This window comes from Polyangium spumosum, assembly GCF_009649845.1.
Classification (GTDB): Bacteria; Myxococcota_A; Polyangia; order Polyangiales; family Polyangiaceae; genus Polyangium; species Polyangium spumosum.
This window is the reverse complement of sequence record NZ_WJIE01000004.1, coordinates 450,954-469,936: the sequence shown is the minus strand read 5'-3', so window position 1 is coordinate 469,936 and position 18,983 is coordinate 450,954. Positions and strand designations below refer to the sequence as shown.

14 protein-coding genes are annotated in these 18,983 nt (G+C 71.5%); 3 read left to right on the top strand and 11 right to left on the bottom strand.

Translation table 11 applies throughout. The features are described 5' to 3' along the window. Window positions 1–4 precede the first annotated feature (4 nt). The 3 genes from GF068_RS43585 to mltG form a co-directional block, all read right to left on the bottom strand. Window positions 5–1,318, bottom strand: coding sequence for a hypothetical protein (locus tag GF068_RS43585; protein ID WP_170319475.1), 1,314 nt, complete (start codon window positions 1,316–1,318; stop codon window positions 5–7). Between the two features lie 80 nt (window positions 1,319–1,398). Then, a complete protein-coding gene (locus GF068_RS15840; RefSeq protein WP_153820209.1) occupies window positions 1,399–2,043 on the bottom strand; it encodes a hypothetical protein in 645 nt (214 codons plus the stop codon). Next, window positions 2,040–3,221: an endolytic transglycosylase MltG gene (mltG, locus tag GF068_RS15835; RefSeq protein ID WP_338046408.1), complete on the bottom strand. Its 1,182-nt coding sequence runs from the start codon at window positions 3,219–3,221 to the stop codon at window positions 2,040–2,042. Before mltG ends, GF068_RS15840 begins: the two co-directional genes overlap by 4 nt. 174 nt (window positions 3,222–3,395) lie before the next feature. On the opposite strand from mltG, the gene GF068_RS15830 reads away from it, so the two are divergent. Continuing rightward, window positions 3,396–4,160: a hypothetical protein gene (locus tag GF068_RS15830; RefSeq protein WP_153820207.1), complete on the top strand. Its 765-nt coding sequence runs from the start codon at window positions 3,396–3,398 to the stop codon at window positions 4,158–4,160. A gap of 7 nt (window positions 4,161–4,167) precedes the next feature. On the opposite strand, the gene GF068_RS15825 is transcribed toward GF068_RS15830, so the two are convergent. The 5 genes from GF068_RS15825 to GF068_RS15805 are packed head-to-tail and all read right to left on the bottom strand — an operon-like array spanning window position 4,168 to window position 14,643. Further along, on the bottom strand, window positions 4,168–5,706 hold the full coding sequence (locus tag GF068_RS15825; RefSeq protein ID WP_153820206.1) for a vWA domain-containing protein: 1,539 nt from the start codon (window positions 5,704–5,706) through the stop codon (window positions 4,168–4,170). 57 nt (window positions 5,707–5,763) lie between these two features. Then, window positions 5,764–8,022 (bottom strand): NAD(P)-binding domain-containing protein, encoded by a 2,259-nt coding sequence (locus tag GF068_RS15820; protein WP_153820205.1) that lies wholly within the window; start codon window positions 8,020–8,022, stop codon window positions 5,764–5,766. A 17-nt stretch (window positions 8,023–8,039) separates the two neighbouring features. Continuing rightward, complete coding sequence (locus tag GF068_RS15815) at window positions 8,040–10,346, bottom strand: cyclic nucleotide-binding domain-containing protein (protein WP_338046407.1); 2,307 nt, start codon at window positions 10,344–10,346, stop codon at window positions 8,040–8,042. Further along, on the bottom strand, window positions 10,343–13,417 hold the full coding sequence (locus GF068_RS15810) for a serine/threonine-protein kinase (RefSeq protein WP_153820204.1): 3,075 nt from the start codon (window positions 13,415–13,417) through the stop codon (window positions 10,343–10,345). Before GF068_RS15810 ends, GF068_RS15815 begins: the two co-directional genes overlap by 4 nt. Beyond that, window positions 13,414–14,643: a serine/threonine protein kinase gene (locus tag GF068_RS15805; RefSeq protein WP_153820203.1), complete on the bottom strand. Its 1,230-nt coding sequence runs from the start codon at window positions 14,641–14,643 to the stop codon at window positions 13,414–13,416. Before GF068_RS15805 ends, GF068_RS15810 begins: the two co-directional genes overlap by 4 nt. 117 nt (window positions 14,644–14,760) lie before the next feature. On the opposite strand from GF068_RS15805, the gene GF068_RS15800 reads away from it, so the two are divergent. Next, window positions 14,761–15,342: a hypothetical protein gene (locus GF068_RS15800; RefSeq protein ID WP_153820202.1), complete on the top strand. Its 582-nt coding sequence runs from the start codon at window positions 14,761–14,763 to the stop codon at window positions 15,340–15,342. A 3-nt stretch (window positions 15,343–15,345) separates the two neighbouring features. Here the strand turns inward: GF068_RS15800 and GF068_RS15795 are convergent, their stop codons facing one another. The 3 genes from GF068_RS15795 to GF068_RS15785 are packed head-to-tail and all read right to left on the bottom strand — an operon-like array spanning window position 15,346 to window position 18,131. Next, entirely contained in the window at window positions 15,346–16,557 is a 1,212-nt protein-coding gene (locus GF068_RS15795) for a hypothetical protein (protein ID WP_153820201.1), read from the bottom strand. Between the two features lie 43 nt (window positions 16,558–16,600). After that, on the bottom strand, window positions 16,601–16,930 hold the full coding sequence (locus GF068_RS15790) for a hypothetical protein (RefSeq protein WP_153820200.1): 330 nt from the start codon (window positions 16,928–16,930) through the stop codon (window positions 16,601–16,603). Between the two features lie 7 nt (window positions 16,931–16,937). Further along, complete coding sequence (locus tag GF068_RS15785) at window positions 16,938–18,131, bottom strand: acyl-CoA dehydrogenase family protein (RefSeq protein ID WP_153820199.1); 1,194 nt, start codon at window positions 18,129–18,131, stop codon at window positions 16,938–16,940. 74 nt (window positions 18,132–18,205) lie between these two features. Between GF068_RS15785 and GF068_RS15780 the strand changes: the two genes are divergently transcribed. Further along, a complete protein-coding gene (locus tag GF068_RS15780; protein ID WP_153820198.1) occupies window positions 18,206–18,973 on the top strand; it encodes a crotonase/enoyl-CoA hydratase family protein in 768 nt (255 codons plus the stop codon). Window positions 18,974–18,983: the final 10 nt, after the last annotated feature.

The following is an 18,983-nucleotide window of genomic DNA, read 5'->3' as shown; positions in this document are numbered from 1 at the left end:
CAGCTCAAGGCAGGGTGGCGATCGCAACCCGGCCCGAGGCGCTGCCCGCGAATGCCGGGGCAATCCAGGCGCCCGCGACGAGGCGGGTCGAATACACGCTGCCGAGGTTGTCGGCGTAAATCATTTCCGCCTCGGCGCCCTTGCCGCCGCGGGCGACGGCCGGCGGGACGAGCAGGAACGGGTTCGCCGCGCCGGCGCCTGCCACGGGGACCGACCACGCAGGCGCGTCGCCGGCCGAGAGCCGCGCGGTGTAGAGGCGCTGGTCGGCGCCGCGATACGCGAGCAACGCGCCGCCGCCGGGCAGAGGCGCGAGGCTCGGCTGATCGAGCGACGAGGCGCCCTCGATCGGCAGGGGGCTCGTCCACGTGCCGCTCGTGCGCGAGAGCCAATGCAGGCTCCCCGCCTCGTTCGCGAAGACCGCGACGAGCTCCGGGCCGGAGTCGAGCGCGACGATGCCGGGCGTCGCGGGCGCGGCCTTGCCGGCGATCGGGTGCGGCGTGGCGGCCGACCAGGCGCCGCCGCTGCGGGATTGATCGTAAAACGTCCCGTCGGCGCCGACGAACGCGATCACGGGCGCATTGCCGATCGCCGCCACGGCCGGCGGATTGGGCCCGGAGGAGTGCTGTCCGTTCGCGGTGATCGCCTCCTTCTTGCTCACCCAGAGCGCGTTCTGGAAACGGCCATAATAATAGAAGCCGTCCGTGCCCTTGTAGACGAGGTGCCCGACGCCGCCGCCCCCCGCGACCTGCGCGCCGCCCTCGCTCAGGAGGCCCGCCTCGAGCGAAGGCACGGTTTGTCCGGACGCGGGCGTCCACGCCCCCCCCGAGTAAAGCGCGACGCGAAGCTCGCCGTTCACGTTCGAGCGGAGCACGCAAATGCCGGTGCCCGTGCCGTCGGAGGCGAGGCCGATCGCGTCCGTGCTCTGCGCCTGCCAGGGCGTCGTTTTCGTCACGCCCGATTCGAGGTCCGTCTCGCTCGCGATGGTCGCGCTGCCGCCGCCGAACACGGTGACGGCCTTCGTCGCCGTCCCATTTTGCCCGCCCATTCCCCCGCCGCCGCCTGCGCCGCCCGCGCCGCCCGCTCCCCCCGAGCCGCTCATCATGCCGCCTGCGCCGCCCGCTCCGCCCGCGCCTCCCGGACCGGCCGTCTCACCGCCGGCGCCGCCGGACCCGCCCTGCGCGCCCTGCCCTCCCTCGCCGCCGCCTCCCGCGCCGCGCGTTTCGTTTCCCGCCGCGCACGCGATCGGGCCGAGACAGGCCAGCGCGACGAGGCCCGAGAAGAGGAAGTTCGAACGGAGAAATCCAGCAAGCAAGCGCATGGAGTGACCTCGCAGAAGTGGATGGAAGAGGGGAGAGTATGGCGCGCAGGCGAGGCGCGACAAGCGAGCGATGCGCGTCGTCAGCGCCCCTCGGGGGTGAAGCGAATCGAATAACTGACCATCGTCTTTTTTCCGCCCTTCGGCTTCAAAAATTCGATGGATTCGAACACGCCGACGACACACGGCACGAAGCCCTCGCCCTTGAGGGCCGTGCGGGGGTGGGAGACCTGCGCCTTGCCGCCCTTGCCGTCGACGAGGAGGTCGACGCCGAAATCGCCGCCCTTCTTCGGATCGTCGACCTTGGCGAAGCAGCGGCGAAGCTCGTCGAAATGGGGCTCGACCGAGCGGTTGAAGGGGGCCTTCGTGGCGTCGTCGTGCGGCCCGCCGCCGATGTGCATGCCGATGTTCTTGACCTTGACGGCCGGCAGGGGCGCTTCCTCGGGCTTCGGCGCCTCCGGAGGCGCGGCGGAAGCGGCGGCGGAAGCGGAGGCCGGCGCGGCCGCGGGCGCGTCGGAGGGCGCAGGCGCGGCCGCAGAAGGTGGCGCAGGCGCGGCCGCAGAAGCCGACGCGGGCGGGGCGGCGGCGCTCGTCGTCGGCGCCGGCGCCGAGCCGTCGGGGGCGGTGGCGCCCGAGCAGGCCACGAGGAGCGGCGCGGTCACGAGGACCACGCGCCACGACGAGTTTTTCCAGACGAACGTTTGGCGCTTGCGATCGGAGGGGTTCATTCGTGTCTCTCGGCGCTCGGCGTCGCCGCGCGCAGCTTGCGGACGGCCTCGTTGTGCTCTGCGAGCGCCTCGCTGAAGGTGTGCCTGCCGCCTCCCTTGGCCACGAAATAGAGGTATTTCGTCGCCGCGGGCGAGAGCACGGCCTCGATGGACGGGGCGCCGGGGTTCGCGATCGGACCGGGCGGCAATCCGTCGTTCACGTAGGTGCTGTATCGATTCTTCGAATCCCGGTTGATGGCCGGGGTGATCTTGCCCGAGAACCCGGCGCACGCCGGGACGACGTCGGGCTCGGAGAAACAAGCATAAGCCGCCGTGGGGTCGGATTGAAGGCGCTTCGGCCTGAACCCGGGATCGAGCAGCCGGTTCAAGAAGACGCTGGCGATGAGCGGGCGCTCGTCGGCCTGGACCGCCTCCTTCTCGACGATCGAGGCGAGGATCAGGATCTCGCGGCGGCCGAACCCGAGGGTGCTGCGGAGCGACGCCACCCCCGCGGCATGCCGCACCGCGAGCGTCGCCCAGCGGCGATCGGCCTCCGTGACGAGGCGGCGGAGGACGTCGCGCGGATCGGCGTCGATCGGAAACTCGTACGTCGCCGGAAAGAGGTACCCCTCGGCGCTCTCGACGCCGAGCGCGCCCTTGCGCTCGATGCCGAGCTCGTCGAGCAGCCGCGGATCGGCGCTCGCGCGGAGGAAGGCGCCCTTGCCGGCGACGCGGAGCTTCTCGAGGCGCGTCGCGATGTCGAACCGGTGGAACCCCTCGGGGATGGTGACGCGGACGGTGGGGCGCTTGGGCGAGCGCTCGAGCAGGCGGCGCAGGTCCCAGGGATCGAGGCCCTGCGCGAGGAGGTGCGGGCCAGGGACGAACGCCGCCGTGCCGCCGGTCGTACGAAAAAACATGGCCGTCGCGCCCTCGCTGCGGACGAGGCCGTGCCGGGCGAGCAGGGCCGCGGCCTGGTCGCTGTCGAGGCCTGCGGGCCAGTCGACCTCGACCACGGCGCCCTCGTCGGGCGCGTGCAGGTGGCCGTAGCCGACGACGAGGACGAGGAGCGAGGCGACGACGGCGCCCGCGGCGCCCGCGAGCGCGAAGAGGGCCGACCGCGCGCGGCGCGAGAGGCGCGCGCGAGGCTTTTTCCTGGGCGACGGCGGCGGAGAGGGCGCGGGAGCCTGCGCGCCGGCCACGGAGGGCGAAGGGGGCGACGCGCGGCGGCGGCGACGCCCGGGGGAGGACGGGGCTCTCGTGGGCACGGCAGGACCCGTGCAAAGCACCAAACGCCGAAGGGCGTCAAGCCGATCGTTGCCACGGGGCGGCTTCGAGGGTGATGATGCCACGGCACGAGGAGGTCCTTTCCCTGCATGGCATCCAAGGCCGTCACCGATCGGCAGAAGTCCGCGCGCGCCGTGACCGCGGCAGCCCACACGCACGCAAACGAGGTGGGGACCCGGGTCGCCGAGCTGCTCTCGGCGCACCTCCGGCCCGACGAGGAGATGCCGGACGTGGCGCTCTTCCTGCGGCTGGTCGGGAGGCACATCGCCACGGAGAACGAGGCCCTCGTGCGGGCCGACACGGCCCACGAGCGGGAGCTCGCCGACGACGCGGCGCCCCGCAAGGCGCGCGACGAGGCGGTGGAGAAGGTGCGGCGGATCCTGGTGGATCTACGCGCCGCGGTGGAGACGACCTGCGGGATGGCGGGTTTGCCGCGGCTGCACCTGCTCGAGGCGGTGCCGACCGATCCTTCCGTGCTCGCGACGATCGGGCGTTCGGTGCTCGACGCGCTGCGGGACGAGTCGATCCGGCTGCCGGCGCCGCGGCGGCGGGGTTTGTCGCTCGATCGGGAGGCGTTCGCCGAGGAGCTCGAGCTCGAGCTGCCGCCGCTGGAGAAGGCGCTCGCGGCCGTGGCGCGTGAGCTCCGCGAGGCCGAGGCGACGCTCCGGGCGAAGCGGGCGGCGATGGAGGCGAACGATCGCGCTTTCAGCCGCGGGGCGGCGGTCCTGTCGTCGACGTTCGCGCTGGCGGATCTGGAGGAGCTGGCCGGGCGGCTCAAGCCGTCGCAGCGGCACCCGGGCGAGACGAACGAGTACGAGCTGGCGGCGACGCGGGCGGAGACGGGCGGGGACTGAAGCTCGCTCAGAAGCCCATGTTCGTCGCGGCTTCCTGGTTGGCGCGGACGGCCTTGCGCGCTTGGCGGGCCTCGACGGGAGCGGCCGCGGGCGGCGGGGGCGTGGCGAACGGGCCCGCGGCGGGCTCGGCGACGGCCGGGGCTTGCGCGAAGCCGGCCTCCGCCCGCTGAACGACGGCGAGCTGCTGGTCGAAGTCGAAGGCGACGTCGGCGGCGCGGGGCGCGGGCGCGGAGGTCTTGGCCCTGGCGGCGGAGTCGCGCAGGGATTGCTCGCGGGCCGAGATGCGGCGGCGGGCCTCGGCGACCTTGCCTTGCTCGAAGAGGCGGTTGGCTTCTTCGAGGGCGGCGGCTGTCTCGCTGCGGTTGACGCGGCCCGCGACGACGGCGTCGAGATCGCTCCCGTTCGTGTCGACCACCTCGACGCCGAGCTTGCCGTTGCAGCGGCCGTCCTCGTTCTTGACGAGGTCCTTGTAGTGCATGTCGATGCTCGCGACGGGCAGCTCGCCGTTCGCATCCGAAGGGACGCGGAGCTTGACGAGCACGGTCTTCACGTCGCCGCCGCTGAAGGTCCCGAGCGGGACGGTGATGCGACTCCCGTTGCGGCGGAAGGAGCGATCGAAGACCCGATCGAGCTCGACGCCGGGGGCGAGATCGATGTCGACCTCGGCGCCGCTCGCGACGGCCTGCGTGAGGGCCTCGGCCTCGCCCTCGAAGACGCGGGCGAGCGCAGAGTCGTTCTCCACGAAGTAATGGCGGCCGTTCGACTCGACGGCGATCGCGGAGAGGATCTTTTCGTTGTAATCGACGTCCACGCCGACGGTGGAGATGCCGATCGCGCGGTCGCGGGCGCGCTGGGCGAGGCTGCGGAAGCCGGGGACGTCCTTCAGGCCGTGGTTCGCGTCGCCGTCGCTGAGGACGATCATGCGGCTGATGCGGCCTTCGCTCGCGCGGCTCATCTCGGCCATGGCGGTCTCGATGCCGCAGGAGATGCAGGTGTCGCCGCCGAGGGTGATGCCGGAGATGGAGGAGACGACCGAGCCACGCGTCGAGGGGCCGATGACGACGGCGGGGACGACGACCTCGGTGCGCGTGTCGAACGTGACGACGGAGACCATGTCGCCGTCGTGGAGGCGCTCGACGGCGCCGATCGCGGCGTTGACGGCGTTGCGCAGGCGCGTGCCCTTCATCGAGCCGGAGCGATCGATGACGATGGAGAGGTTCACCTGGGGCGAGGCCTTGGCGCGATCGGACGCGTTCGCGCGGGCTTCGAGCATGAGGAACGTCTCGCCGCGGGGGTTCTTGAGGATCTTGGGGTGACCCATGCGCCCCTCGATCATCACGGTCGAACCCGCGGTGAAGTGGGCGAGCTCGGTCTGGGTCGTGGCGTCGGTCGTCTTCTCGGTCGTGGTGTCGTCCTCGGCGACCTCGGCGCCGATGGTGGGCTCGTTCGAGGAGGGCAGGCCGCCGGGCGGGGTGAACGAGTAGACGGAAAGGCTCGTGAGCAACATGCCGGCGAAGGCGAGGACGGCGACGCGGGACGATTTCATGGGCTTCTCCGGGGATCGAGCATCGGCGCCAGGGAAACGGGGATCACGAGGACGAGCTTACGGTGCGCCGGTGGGTCCTTGGACGAAGATCGAAGGCGAACGATCTGCGGTGGTGTGTGCTTCCCCGGCGACGCGGACGCCGCAGGCCTTCAAGGTGTCCCAGGGCGGGATGGATCCGATGAGGACGAAGACGGCGTCGTAAGGGACGCGCTCGTCGCGGCCGCGGGTGCGGAGGGTGGCGACGTCGGGGTCGAGGGCGGCGATCTCGGTCTCGAAGCGCAGGCCGAGGCGGCCCGCGGCGTGCATGCGCTTGACCTCGTCGATGTTCCTCGACTTTCCGCGGGTGAAGGTGGCGCCGCGGTGGACGACGGTGACGGTGGTGCCGGCTTGCCGTGCGAGCGCGACGGCAATTTCCATGGCCACGTCGCCGAGCCCGACCACGATGACTCGTTTGCCCTCGAAGCTTCGGGCGTCGGCGAGGTGGTAGTGAACGCGGGCCTCGATGTCGGGCGAGAGCTCGATCGGCAAACGGCGAGGCGTGCCGCGCTGGCCGATAGCGAGCAGGACGCGACGGGCGAGGATCTCTCGCGGCGGACCACCGCCGTCACGCGGCTCCGTCGTGACGCGGAAGAGCTTGCCGCTTTCTTCGCGGGCGACGGCGGTCATGCGCGTGTCTTGCCGGATCGGGAGCTCTTCCTTGCGGATGATCCGCATCCAGTGAGAGAGGAGCTCTTCCTTGGTGGACTCCTTCAGCCAGAGCTTGCCCGTGAGCGGCAGGTCGAGGGGTTGATCGAAGACGAGCTTGCCGCGAGGGAAGCTGCGGATGCTCTGCGCGACCGAGCCTTGCTCGATGACCTCGAACGAGAGGCCGAGCTCCTTCGCGCGCAGGGCGGCGCTGATCCCTGCGGGCCCGGCGCCCACGATGACGAGGTCCTTCGGGCGCTCGTCCGTGGAGGCGCGAGGCCCCTCCGCTTCGAGGCTCGCGGCGATCTTCTCGACGGCATGCGCGCCCTGGAGGATCGCGTTCTTGATGAGCGGCAGGCCCGTGACGTCACCGGCGAGGAAGAGGCCGGGCGTGTCCTCGCTCTGGAGGGCGTCGTCGATGCGCGGGCGATCGCCGATGAAGTCGCCGTCCGTGACGCGGAGCGATCCGTTCGGGCAACGTTGCTCGCAGAGCGTGAGGCCGCAGCAGGCCTCGGGGCGCACGACGACCGCGACGTACTTCTGGACCTCGAGCACGTCGTAGGGGCAAGCGTCGACGCAGGCGTAGCAGCCGAGGCAGGTCTGGGTGTCGATCTGCGGGAGGCGGACGCGCGTCTGCGGTTTGAGGAGCGCCTCGGGCGCCGGGGGTTTGTCCTGGGCCTTGCGGAGGCGCAAGCGGAGGGCGCCGGAGCCGCGGACGAGGCCGAGCGTGAGGGCGAAGGCGAGCGTGCCCGTGCCGAGCCAGAGCCAGGAGAGCGCGCCGGTCTGCGGGCGATCGAGCTTCGGCACGGCGAGGGCGACGTCGCGCGCGGCGTCCCAGGCGACGGGGCGATCATCGCCGTGCTGCGCGGCGCAGACGCGGCCGCGGGCCGCGGAGCCGGGACGATCGGGCGTGTCCGGCGGCAATGCGGTCTGATGTTCGTCGAAGCAGAGGGACGGTTTGTCCGGGCCGAGTTTGTCCGGGCCGGGGGCGAAGCAGCGGGTGATGGGATCACGTGACGAGCGCGGGTCGTGGCATCCCTTGCAGCTCGCGGCGGTGACGATCGGGACCGTGGCCTCGATGTGCGCGGGTGGCGCGTCGTCGAGGGAGCGCTCGACGCCGGGCGCGAAGCGGATCGGTGGCTCGCCGGGGACGAAGGTGACGCCCTGATCGGCCTGGTGGATGGGGTGGCAGGTCGAGCAGCGGAGGGCGCCGGATTTGAAGAGGCGCGCGTGAGGGCCGCGGCGCGGCGCGTGGGGGCCGTGGCAAGTGGCGCAGGCTTCGTCGGGGCGCTTGGGAGACGCGTCGGTGCCATGGCAACTCGCGCAGGTGACGCTCTCCGCGCGCGCGTGCGGGCGTGAGAGCGGGCCCGGGGAGGCGTGGCCGCCGGGGGGCGGGAGGAGGAAGGCCGAGAGGGCCGCGGCAAGAGCGGCGACGATCGTGGCGGGGAGGAAGCCACGGAAGCGGGTGACGTCGGTGGTCGTCTCCGCGCGCTTGGCGGCGCGTCCGCGGGGCAGCTCGCGCGGGACGGCGGCGCGATCACGGGCGTCACCGAGCGGCGACGCGTAGAGCGTGGGGAGCGCGGCGGGTGGTTTGTCCGCGGAGGGTTCGTCTCGACGATCGCGGTCTGCCATGGAAGGATCGCCTCGTTTCACCGCTTCATCACCGCCGCCACGTGCACCACGAGCAGCGCCATCGCCATCCCGAACGTCAGGATGTGCAGCGGCAGCCCCACGCGGAGCAGGCGCAAGAGGAGCCGCTGCGCCGTCAGCGCGCGTAGCTCCACGACGATGCGCACGAGCCCGTCGAGGCCCGCGAGCCGCTCCTTGCCGCGACCCTCGAGGACCCGATCGATCCGCGCCCGCAAGGCCTGCTCTTCCTGCCGCAAGGTCCGGCCGCTCGCGAGCAAGAGGAGCGGGCCGAACGTCGACATCGCGAAGGGCACGAGGATCTTCTCGAAGATCCTCTTCACGAGATCACTCTTGCCGCTGACCTCGCGGTAGAGCCTGTCGACGAGGTCCCTCCGCGCGGCGGAGAAATCCTCCGGCAACGCGGCCGATCGCTCGATGCGGGCCATGCGGCGCGGGATCACGAGGTAGCCGAACGCGGACAGTCCTCCCACGAGCGCGCTCGCGAGGAAGACGAGCCGGAGCGCGCCGCCGGCCGTGGACGGGGCGATCGGATAAACCGGCGCGTGCGCGAAGACGAGGCCCGTCGTGACGAGGCCGAGCGCGAGGTGAACGGCGAGCTGAGGACGAACCCGGGAGGCGACGGGCGCGCGAGGTTCGGCGGTCTCGTCGCCGCCGCGCTTGCGCATCCAGAGGCGCACGAGGCGCTTGGGGACGGCATAGAGGACGAGCAGGACGAACCCCACGGCCGCGAGGACACCCGCCGCGCCGCCGAGGCCCGCGTCCGCATGCCACAGGCCTCGCGCGTGCATGATCAGGCCGACGACGCCGATCGCCGCGCCCGCGATCGCGCCGCCCACGACGAGCCCCGCCGAGCTCGCGACTCGCTCCTGCACCGCGGCGCGAGCCGTGGATCCGCCGAGGACGAGATCACGCACGTCGGCGAGCTCCTCGCTCGGGTTCATGCGGAAGATCGATCCCGTCGGACAAACCTGCACGCACGCGGGGCCCTCGTAGCCGCGGCAGAGGTCGCATTTGACCGCGACGTCGGGGTAGGCGCCGCCCGCGGGACGTGAGGCTTCTGCGGGACGCGTGGCCATCTGGATGTTGTCCCAGGGGCAAGCCTTGGCGCACGCGCCGCAGCCCGTGCAGAGCGCCTCGCGGATGAAGACCTCGCCGTCCGGCTCGCGGCCGATCGCGCCCGTGGGGCAGTCGATCATGCAGCTCGGGTTCTCGCAGTGCTGGCACGAGTTCGGCAACAGCAGGCTGCGCGGCGCCTCGGATCGGGCCTCCACGCGCGCGACCATCTTGTCGCCGCGCCGCACGATCCGCGCCTCGCCGTGGAGCTCGGCGCAACCCCACGCGCAATGCCCGCAGCGCACGCACGTCTCGAGGTCGATCACGAGCAGCGATCGGGCGACCTTCAGCCGATAGAGATCCCGGAACGCGTGCTGCGTGGCGTTCTGCGCGGCGCGGCCGACGACGCCGCGCTGCGCCGCCTGCTGATCGAGGGCGATGCGGCGGAGGGCGCCGAAGAGCTCGGGGTGGCGCGCCGAGATGCCGCGGAACGTGCGCGCGTCGATGGTGACGAGCAGCGAGGGGCCACTCGCGACGGCGCTCGTGAGGCGCGGCGATCCAGCCTCGATCTCCGCGTCGCCGAAGAAGTCGCCGCGGCCGAGGTAGGCGCGGACGCGCAGGCGCTCGCCGTCGTCGGTCTGGATCTGGATCATGCCGTCGGCGACGAGGAAGAGGTCCGTCGAGGGATCTCCCTCGCGATAGACGGGCTGCCCTCGCTCGAAGCGCTGGTAGCGGGCCGCGTCGAGCAGGACGTCGACGTCCTCGGGATCGAGGGCGCGCGCGAAGGCCATCGTGTGCAGGAGGTCGCGCGTGGCGGCGCGGCGCAGGATCCGCTCGAGCCGCTCGGCGACCTCGGCCTTGCCGCTGCGCGCCGCCGCGCGCTGGAAGACGTGCGCGGGCACCTCGCAGAGCCGCGAGGAGGCCCGCGCCGTGGCCGTCGCGCTGCGCGCCCCGAACGCCGTGGCCTCCTCGCCGAACGAGGCGCCCTTCCCCGCGACGCGCAGCTCGCTCTCGTGATCCTCGCCGCGACGCACGGCCGAGAGCGCGACCAGGCCCTCGGCGACCACGTAAAACGCGCGCGTTGCCTCGCCGGCGCGGTAGACGACCTCGCCCTCGGCGAGCGACACCATGCGCCCCGCGTCCTCGATCTCGCGGCGCGCGCGCGCGTCGAGGCCACGGAACACCGGCGCCTCCCACACCGCCGGAGGCCACGCGGCGCGCTCGCCCGAGGCCGCGGGCGACCCCTGGGTCACGGCACCTCCACGGCGGCCTTCGCGAGCTCGACGACCTCCAGGCGACGGAGCATGTCCTCGGTGACGTTGGGCCCGTTCGGGCGGAGGCCGCGCCGCGCTTGCTCGCGCTCGTACGCGGCGAAGGCGCGGATCAAGAAAGGCGGGAAGGCCCGGAAGAGGAGGCGCGCCTCGACGCGGAAGGGTCCGCGACGCGCGCCCGCGTCGAGGTCGTACGTGAAGCGGATGGGCACGTTCGGCGGCAAGGATCGCGTGTCGACGATCGCGTCGGGGCCGCGGACCTGGCCGCGGCTCGCGTCGAGCGCGCCGACCGGGAAGTACGTCTCGAAGAGCGCGTGATCGAGCGAGAGGTTCGAGCGGCACTCGCCCGTGTCGATGTCGTAATCGCCGTCGTCGAAACGATCGGCCCGGAGAAAACCTTGCCCCGGGCCGGGCTCGCAGCGGCCGTCGGGGCCGATCACGCCGATGCAACGCACGCAGCGCAGAAAGCCGTTCTGGAAATTGACGAGGCCCTTGCCGCGGAACGAGGTGCCGCCGCGCTCGGGCGGAGGATTCCAGCGCGGGACGTCGGGGCCGTCGCGCACGTCGGCGCCGAAAAGGCCGATCGGCCGGCCGCGCTCGTCGAGCGACGAGGGATTCGTGTTCACGCGGACGAAGACCTTGTCGTGTAGATCCTCGTCGGGCCGGCCCACGCGTCCGACCTCGTAGACGATGCGGTCGTCGCGATCCCGCACGATGAGGTGCACCCAGAACTCGCGCTCCTGGCTGAAGCCGGCCGGGACGCGGTGCCCGGCGCCCACGTTCTCGACGACGATCGGGACCTCGATCCCGGATCCTCCGCGGCGAGCGCCGTCGATCTCGAAGCGGAACGTGTGGCGCAGGAGCAGATCCCGGCGGCGGCGCGCGCCAAGCGGGATGCCGTGCACGTCGAGGGTCGTCTCGTCGACGAGCGAATTGGGGAACTCATCCGAGAGCGGGAGATCGACGCCGGAGAAATAATGCGTGCTGACGGTCGTGGCCTCGGGCGAGTTGTCGGCGGCGCGGCCCTTCGGGAACACGCCGGGCGCGCGGGCGACGAAATGGGAGCCGGGCGGGCATTCGGGCTCGGGCTCGCCGCTCGGAGGATCGCCGGGCTCGCAGACGCCAGGATAACTGCTCATGTGACAGTCCTGGCACGTCGCGGGTGTCCTGCCGCGCCGCTCCTCGTCGCGCGCCCAGGCGGCCCACTCGGAGTAGGCGTTGCGCAGGCGCTTGAAATGTTCGCCCTTCTGCGCGCCGAGGACGTCGGAGCCGAAGAGGCGGACGTCGTGGCAACTGCCGCAGAACTCGCTCGAGCGGAGATAAGCGTCCGCGCGTTCGCTCGGGCGGCGGTGGACGAGCGGGTCGACGGCGTCGGGGGATCCGGCCGATCCCGAGGCGATCGGGCGCGGCGCGCGTGATTCGAGGAAGAGCTCCTCGTTCCTGAGCTCGTAGCCGCTGTTCGCGATGCCGAACAGGCCGCGGTTGTCCTCGGGTCTGGCCGGAAAAACGGTACCGGTGACGAACGACGTCCAGGTGGGGTTGCCCTCGTAGCCGCCGCGTCCTCCGCTGCGAGGGCCGACGGGGCCGTGCACGGTATGGCAAAAGACGCAGGAAATGCCCTCGATGCCCTGCGCGCCGAGCAGATCACGAACGGGCTTGCGGGTGTTCGGATCGCCGCCGGCGCGGCCGTCCCAGGCCGGCAAGGGGCGCTCGATCTTCTCGGCGGGGCTGTGACAATTGACGCACCAGTGCTCGCCGCCCGAGCCCGTCACGGGCAGACCACTCTGGCGATTGCGGCAGGCGGTCGATGCATTGACGCGGCGGAGGATCCCCGCGCCGTTCGGGCAATCCTCGTCGCGGCCGACCTGCTCCTCGATGAGGCTCTCGAGCCCATTGAAGAGCGGGCTCTTCACGGAATGCGCCATCACCGAGCGGCGCCACTCCGCGGCCTGGCGCGGATGGCACGAGGCGCAAGCTTCACTCGTGGTGCCGGTCGCGTTGATCGGGGCGAGCGGCGCGATCTCCTGCCTCGGCGCCTCCGGCGGCGCAGGCGCGAGGCGCGAGAAGGCGAACGCGGCGACGAGCAGGCCCGCGCCGATGGGCAGGCCCGCGGAGATCCACGCGCTCTTCGGGGCGCTCGGTTTTTCCGCGGCGGCGCGCGGCGCGGGAGCCGGACGATCGGCCGTCTTCTCCTCGGCGCTCCTCGCGCGTGTCTCGACGGGCTTTCGCTCGCGTGGAGGACGCGCGGCCTGCGCTTCGGGGCTCTCGCCGCGCAGAAAACGCCCGAGCTCCTGGGCGATCGTCGACGCGCGATCCGGCCTCCGCGCCGGGTCCGGGTCGATCATCCGCAGCGACAAACTCTGCAGACCCGTCGGTAGCGCCCGCGCCACGGCGTCCACGAACGGAGGCGCCTCGCGCTCCGCGGCCTCGTCGAGCGCGTGTCGCAGGCCCGCGCCGGCGAACGGGTGCTCCCCCGCGAGCAGCCGATAAAGCAAGAGCCCGAGCACGTACCGATTCGCCGCGCCGTCCCACACCGCCCCCGCGGCCTGCTCGGGCGGCGTCCAGCGTGGGGAGATCTCCGCCGATCCGCCGCGGGATCCGCCCTCCTGCGCGCCCAGGATCGCGCCCACGAGCCTCGGCGCCGCGACCACCACGGCGCCCTCCTCGTCGACGTACACGCCCTCGAGCGAGAGCGGCCCCGGGAACAAGCTCGCCTTCTCGCACGCCGCGAGCCCCTCCGCGACGCCGAGCGCGACGCCGAGCGCCTCGCGCCACGGCCACGGCCCCTTCCGCTCCCGAACGAGCTCGGCGAGGCTCGCCCCGAGCTTCCGGCGCACGATCCACACGCCCTCGTCGTCCACGCCGCCGAGGGCAAACCCGCCGATCGAGGCCTCTCCGAACGCGAGCAGCCGCCGCGCCGCGGCCTCGTCCGATCCTGGCAGGCGAAACAGCTCGCGCCCGCCGTCACAAGCAAAACGCGACGCGCGCCCGAGCGGGGGCAAGGGCGCGCCGGCCGCGACCCCGCTCGCCTCCGGGCGCGCGCGTTTCATCATCGCCCCCTCACCTTCCCCGTCGCCGTGCTCTTCCCCGTCGCCGTCGCCGTCGCCGTCGCCGTCGGCGCGCCCGTGTCCGCGCCTTCCTCCGGCGCCTGCGTCGATCGGACGAGGTACGCGCCGAGGCCCGCGAGCAGCGAGAGCCCGACGATGATCCCGACCGCGACCTTCGCGGGCACCTCGCGGCCTTGATCCACCTGATCGACGAGCGCGATCGTGTCCTTGCGCGCGCCCGCCTCGCGCCGCGTGCCCTTCGCCTCGTCGTCTCGACGATCCGATCGCGCCGCGGGTTTGTCCTCGTCGTTCACCTCGCCCGCGTCGGGGATCGTGCGGGGTGTCGGGGATTTCTGGTGCGGCGTCGTGGCGCCGTGGGCGCTCGTGCGGCCGGGGCTCGTGCGCGCGGGCGCGGGCGCCGCGACCTGGAAGGGCTCGAGCCTCTCGACCACGTCCTCTGCGAAATACGGCCGATCCTCCGGCGCTTTTTCGAGGAGCTGGAAGAGGAGCTGCTCGACGCCCTTCGGCAAGCCGCTGCGCACCTCGGCCTCGAGCGGCGGCGGCTCGGCCGTGCACTGCAGGTTCAGGAGCTGGCGCGGCGAGGCCGACGAGAAGGGCGGTTTGCCCGCGAGGAGCTCGTAGAACACGAGCCCGAGCGCGTAGAGATCCGCGCGGTGATCGATGGTGCGCGCGTCGATCTGCTCGGGGCTCATGTACTGCAGCGTGCCCACGCTCTGCGTGTTCGTCTGGTTCATCGCCTGCAGCATCTTGGCGATGCCGAAGTCCATGACCTTCACCGCGCCGTCGCTCAGGATCATGATGTTCTCCGGCTTCAGGTCGCGGTGGATGATCGGCGGCTCCTGCCCGTGCGCGGCCGAGAGCGCCGAGGCCACGGCGGCGACGATGCGGATCGCCTCGGCCCAGGGCAGGCGCCCCTCCTCGCCGAGCACGGTGCGTAACGTGCGACCGTCGAGGAACTCGAGCACCATCGCGAGCTGGCCGTTCGCCTCGATGCTGGCCAGGCTGCGCACGATGTTCGGGTGCTCGAGGTGCGCGAGGATCTGCATCTCGTTCACGAAGAGCTTGCGGCCGGTCTCGCTCTTCGCGAGCTCGGGGTGCAGGACCTTGAGGGCCACGCGGCGCTTCGAAAGGCGCTCCTCGCCCTCGTAGACCTTGCCCATCCCCCCCTCGCCGACCAGGCGCCGGACGAGGTAATCACCGAGCTGCTCCATCACGCGTCTCCGATCCGCCGGACTACCTACGGATGACCCCCCCGGAGGACTTACAGGACGTGCGCGTCTCCCCAGGATGGTGTAGCCATGGGCCAGGTGCCCCCTTCGACGTCTATCATGGTTTCCCGGTACCTCGCCCTCCTCCTCCTCTCGCTCGTGGCCTGCTCGAAGAGCCCCGCCGAGCCCGACCCGCCTCCGGCCGCGGCGCCCCAGGGCCCCGCCGTCACCCCGCTCCAGTGGACGGCGCCCGCGGCGTGGACCGCGCAGGATCCGCCCAAGGGCGGGCCGAAGAAGGCCGCCTACAAGGCCCTGAAGGTCGGCGACGACAAGGAAGACGCCGACATCGAGGTGTTCTTCTACGGCACGGGCGCCGAAGGGGACCCGGAGAAGCGCTTCAAGGAGTGGTTCGACCAGTTCGACGGGGACGCGGGCGCGAAGGCGAAACGGGAGAGCTTCGAGGTCGGCGCGCTGAAGGTCGAGACGGTCGAGGTCTCGGGGACCTACAAGATCGCCCTCGGCCCGCCCGTGGGCCCGAAGAAGCGCGCGGCGATGCAGATGGTGAAGGAGAACTTCCGTCTCGTCGGGGCGGCCGTGAAGACGCCCGATCGAGGCACGTGGTTCTTCAAGATGGTCGGCCCGAGCGACACGGTGCAGGCCTCGCGCGACGCGTTCCGGACGACGCTCGAATCGGCGAAGTGAAGCTCACGGGGCCGGCGGCATGCCGCCGGGTTTGTCGTGGTCCCAGGGGAAGGCGAACGTCACGCAGGGGGCCGTGAAGAGACGGACGTCTCCGTCCATGCCGACCTCCTGCGCCGAGCTGATCTTGGACTCGAAGCCCACGGTCGACTCGGCGAAACCCAGGAGCTCGCACATCTCCTGATCACCAAACCCCCAGCCGACGGCCTCGTCGCGGGGATTGTCGTATTCGCAGCCGAAGCGGTACCCCTCTGCGCCCGTCATGTCGATCGGCTCCTCGTAGACCCTGCCGTGCGCCTCGCCGTTGTAGGCCGAGAGCTCGAGGATCGTCTCGCCGTCGCGCGGGCCGCCGAGGATCTCCAGGAAGAACCGCTTCGCCATCGCGTGGGTGTGCGGCAGGATGTAGTAGACCTTCTGATCGAACGTATTGCCCGCGGCCGCGAAGGCGTTCTCGAGGGCGCACTCCCCATAAAATCGCGATTTCGCGTGCGGCGGGATGTCGAGGCCGTGGTAATCGAGGTGGAACGGCGTGAGCTTGTGGGCGACCTCTTTCTCGGGGATATGATACAACGTGAGCGAGAGCGCGCCCGTGATCGGCGAGGCCGAGGTGTTGAGCAGGTGCACGTCGCCGATGATGCGTGAATACGGCGGAATGCGGACGGCCACGCCCTCCGGGAACTTCTGCACCTCGCGCTCGGTCTGCGTCGATTGCGCGTAAATCACGCCGCCCGCGAGCGCCGCCGAGACCTGGTCGTAATCACGCTCCCAGCAATTCCAGACGCCGTCGGGGCCGTCGAACTTGTCCTGCGGGACGAACGTCCAGTTGGAATGGTGCGAGGAAGAGTCTTGCCGGAGCTCGACGGCGTTGACCCAGAGCTCCGTCTCGTTGTGCAGCGTGACGCTCTGGCAAAGGCCCTTGATCTCCTCCCCCGCCTGCACGGTGAACTCGGCGAAGGTATGCTCGAGCGGCGTCCCGGAGAGCGTCTCACATCGCCCCGAGGACGCCGCGTACGCGCCCATCGGACATCCCTCGCAATACGCGCCGGCGGCGTCCTCGACGCAAATCTTCTGGTCGGCCGCGCAGCCGAGCGCGACACACGCCGGGCTCGGTCCGGCGCCCACGCCCGGGCCCCCCGGGCCGGCCTCCCCTCCCCCGCACGCGGCGAGCGCGAAGGACACGAGCAAGAGCAAAAGCGACGACGACGATCGGCTTTTCATGAGCCACCTCCAGGCAGGGGAGTGTAGGCCAGCCCGAGAGGCGCTAATTGGGCAAACCCGCGCCGAGCCGGAAGTAAATCGCCCGCCGCGCGCCACACGCCGGACAGAAGACACGCGCGACGCGGAGCCGCGACGTCCCGACCGTCTCCGCCAGGTGCTCCTCGACACGCACCTCGCCGCCGCACCGCGCGCAAGGCTTCCCGCGCGCCGCGATCTCGACCTCCGACGCGCTCGTGATCTCGATCGGAAGCGAAGGCGCGCCGCCTGGCTCGAGCGACGCGAGCCGCTCGCGATCCCGCGCGAGCTTGACCGCGGCGCGCTCGGCTTCCCGGCGCGCCGCGCGGGCAGAAAGAGGCTTCTTCTTGCCGGTCATGCCCGCCCTACACGAGCAGCTCGAGCCCACGCGTGAAGAAATCGCGGGCGATCACCACCTCGTGCACCTCGTCCGGCCCGTCCGCGATCCGCGCGCTCCGCGCATACCGGTACCAGGTCGAGAAGGGCACGTCTTCGCTGTACCCGAGCCCGCCGTGCATCTGGATCGCGTCGTCGAGCACGTCGCAGAGCAGCCGCGCCACGTGCAGCTTCGCCATCGACGAGTACGGGCGCGACTCCTTGTCGAGCCCCTTCTCCAGCATCGACGCGCAATGGTACGTCATCAGGTTGCCCGCGTGGATCCCGAGCGCGTGGTGCGCGATCTTCTGCTGGATGAGCTGGTGCTGCGCAAGCTTCTTGCCGAAGCTCTCGCGCGTCACGAGGTACTGCTTGCACATCGAGAGCGTCCGATCCGCGAGGCCGAGCCAGCGCATGCAATGGGTGAGGCGCGCCGGAACGAGCCGCTGCTGCGCGAGCCGGAACCCCTCGCCCACGCCCTTGAGCACCGCGTCGTCGCCCACGCGCACGCCGTGGAACGCGATCTCGCCCTCGCGGTGATCGAGCAGCGGCTCGGACATCGTCGGGATGTCGCGCACGTACTCCACGCCAGGCGCTTTCCGATCGACGAGGAACATCGTCGCGCCGCCGCGGGGATCGTCGCTCGTCCTCGCCATCACGATGAGGAACGCGGCGTCCCGGCCGCCCGTCGAATACCACTTGCGCCCCGTGATCACCCAGCCGCGGTCGTCCCGCTCGGCGCGGGTCCGCAGGTTCGAGGGATCGGCCCCTGCGCCGGGCGCGGGTTCGGTCATGCAAAACGCGCTCGTGATCTCGCCGGCCGCGAGCGGACGCAGGTACTTCTCCTTCATCACCTCGCTGCCCACGCCGAGCAGGAGATCCATGTTCCCCTGGTTCGGCGCGTCGCAGTTGAACACCTTCGCGCCCACGGGCGAGCGGCCCATCTCGCGGAAAAGCGCGCACATGCCCATGATGCCGAGCCCGCGCCCGCCATACGCCGCCGGCAAATGCGGCACCCAGAGCCCCTCCGCCCTCGCTTCGGCCTGCAACCGCGAGAGCGTCTCCCGCTTGTTTTCGCGGTCCTCGGCCACGATCCTGGCCTCGCTCGGGACGATGCGCTCCTCGACGAACGCCCGCACCTTCTGCCGAAGCGCGGCGATCTCGGGGTCCAATTCGAAATTCATGCTCGCGTCCTCCGTTTGCCTTCGCGCGCCTGCGTGGCCTTGCGGCGCTCGCCGCACGCTTCATACCATGCCCCATGACCGTACGCGTCGAACGATCGGGCCCTGTCACCACCGTCATCCTCGACCGGCCGGAGAGCCGCAACGCCGTCGATCGCGAGACGGCGCACGCGCTCGCCGAGGCGTTCCGCGCCTTCGAGAGTGACCCGCATGCGTCCGTCGGCGTGCTGCACGGCGATCACGGCACCTTCTGCTCCGGCGCGGATCTCAAGGCGATCGCCGCGGGCGCGCCGAACCGCATCGACGCCGAGGGCGACGGGCCGATGGGCCCCACGCGTATGCTCCTCTCGAAGCCGGTCATCGCGTCCGTCGCGGGGTATGCGGTCGCCGGCGGCCTCGAGCTCGCGCTCTGGTGTGATTTGCGCATCGTCGAGCAGGACGTGGTGCTCGGCGTGTTCTGCCGTCGCTTCGGCGTCCCGCTCATCGACGGCGGCACCGTCCGATTGCCGCGCCTCATCGGGCTCGGCCGCGCGCTCGACCTCATCCTCACGGGCCGGCCCGTCGACGCCGAAGAGGCGCTGCGTATCGGCCTCGCGAACCGCGTCGTCCCCAAGGGCCGCTCGCGCGAGGCTGCCGAGAAGCTCGCGCACGAGCTCGCCGCCTTCCCGCAGCTATGCATGCGCGGCGACCGGCTGAGCGCCTACGAGCAGTTCGATCTCCCCCTCCACGAGGCGCTCCAGAACGAGCTCCGCCACGGCCTCTCAGCATTGAGCGGGGGCGAATCCCTCGAAGGCGCTTCCCGCTTCACGCAAGGCGCCGGCCGCCATGGCGGCAGCGTCGCATGATCACTCTGCA

What these genes read in the sequence shown, in the direction of transcription:
- GF068_RS15825 (WP_153820206.1), bottom strand. Translation starts at nt 5,706, where the DNA reads ATGAAATCGTCCCGCGTCGCCGTCCTCGCCTTCGCCGGCATGTTGCTC.
- GF068_RS43585 (WP_170319475.1), bottom strand. Translation starts at nt 1,318, where the DNA reads ATGCGCTTGCTTGCTGGATTTCTCCGTTCGAACTTCCTCTTCTCGGGC.
- GF068_RS15785 (WP_153820199.1), bottom strand. Translation starts at nt 18,131, where the DNA reads ATGAATTTCGAATTGGACCCCGAGATCGCCGCGCTTCGGCAGAAGGTG.
- GF068_RS15830 (WP_153820207.1), top strand. Translation starts at nt 3,396, where the DNA reads ATGGCATCCAAGGCCGTCACCGATCGGCAGAAGTCCGCGCGCGCCGTG.
- GF068_RS15805 (WP_153820203.1), bottom strand. Translation starts at nt 14,643, where the DNA reads ATGGAGCAGCTCGGTGATTACCTCGTCCGGCGCCTGGTCGGCGAGGGG.
- GF068_RS15810 (WP_153820204.1), bottom strand. Translation starts at nt 13,417, where the DNA reads ATGATGAAACGCGCGCGCCCGGAGGCGAGCGGGGTCGCGGCCGGCGCG.
- GF068_RS15780 (WP_153820198.1), top strand. Translation starts at nt 18,206, where the DNA reads ATGACCGTACGCGTCGAACGATCGGGCCCTGTCACCACCGTCATCCTC.
- GF068_RS15800 (WP_153820202.1), top strand. Translation starts at nt 14,761, where the DNA reads ATGGTTTCCCGGTACCTCGCCCTCCTCCTCCTCTCGCTCGTGGCCTGC.
- GF068_RS15795 (WP_153820201.1), bottom strand. Translation starts at nt 16,557, where the DNA reads ATGAAAAGCCGATCGTCGTCGTCGCTTTTGCTCTTGCTCGTGTCCTTC.
- GF068_RS15790 (WP_153820200.1), bottom strand. Translation starts at nt 16,930, where the DNA reads ATGACCGGCAAGAAGAAGCCTCTTTCTGCCCGCGCGGCGCGCCGGGAA.
- GF068_RS15820 (WP_153820205.1), bottom strand. Translation starts at nt 8,022, where the DNA reads ATGGCAGACCGCGATCGTCGAGACGAACCCTCCGCGGACAAACCACCC.
- GF068_RS15840 (WP_153820209.1), bottom strand. Translation starts at nt 2,043, where the DNA reads ATGAACCCCTCCGATCGCAAGCGCCAAACGTTCGTCTGGAAAAACTCG.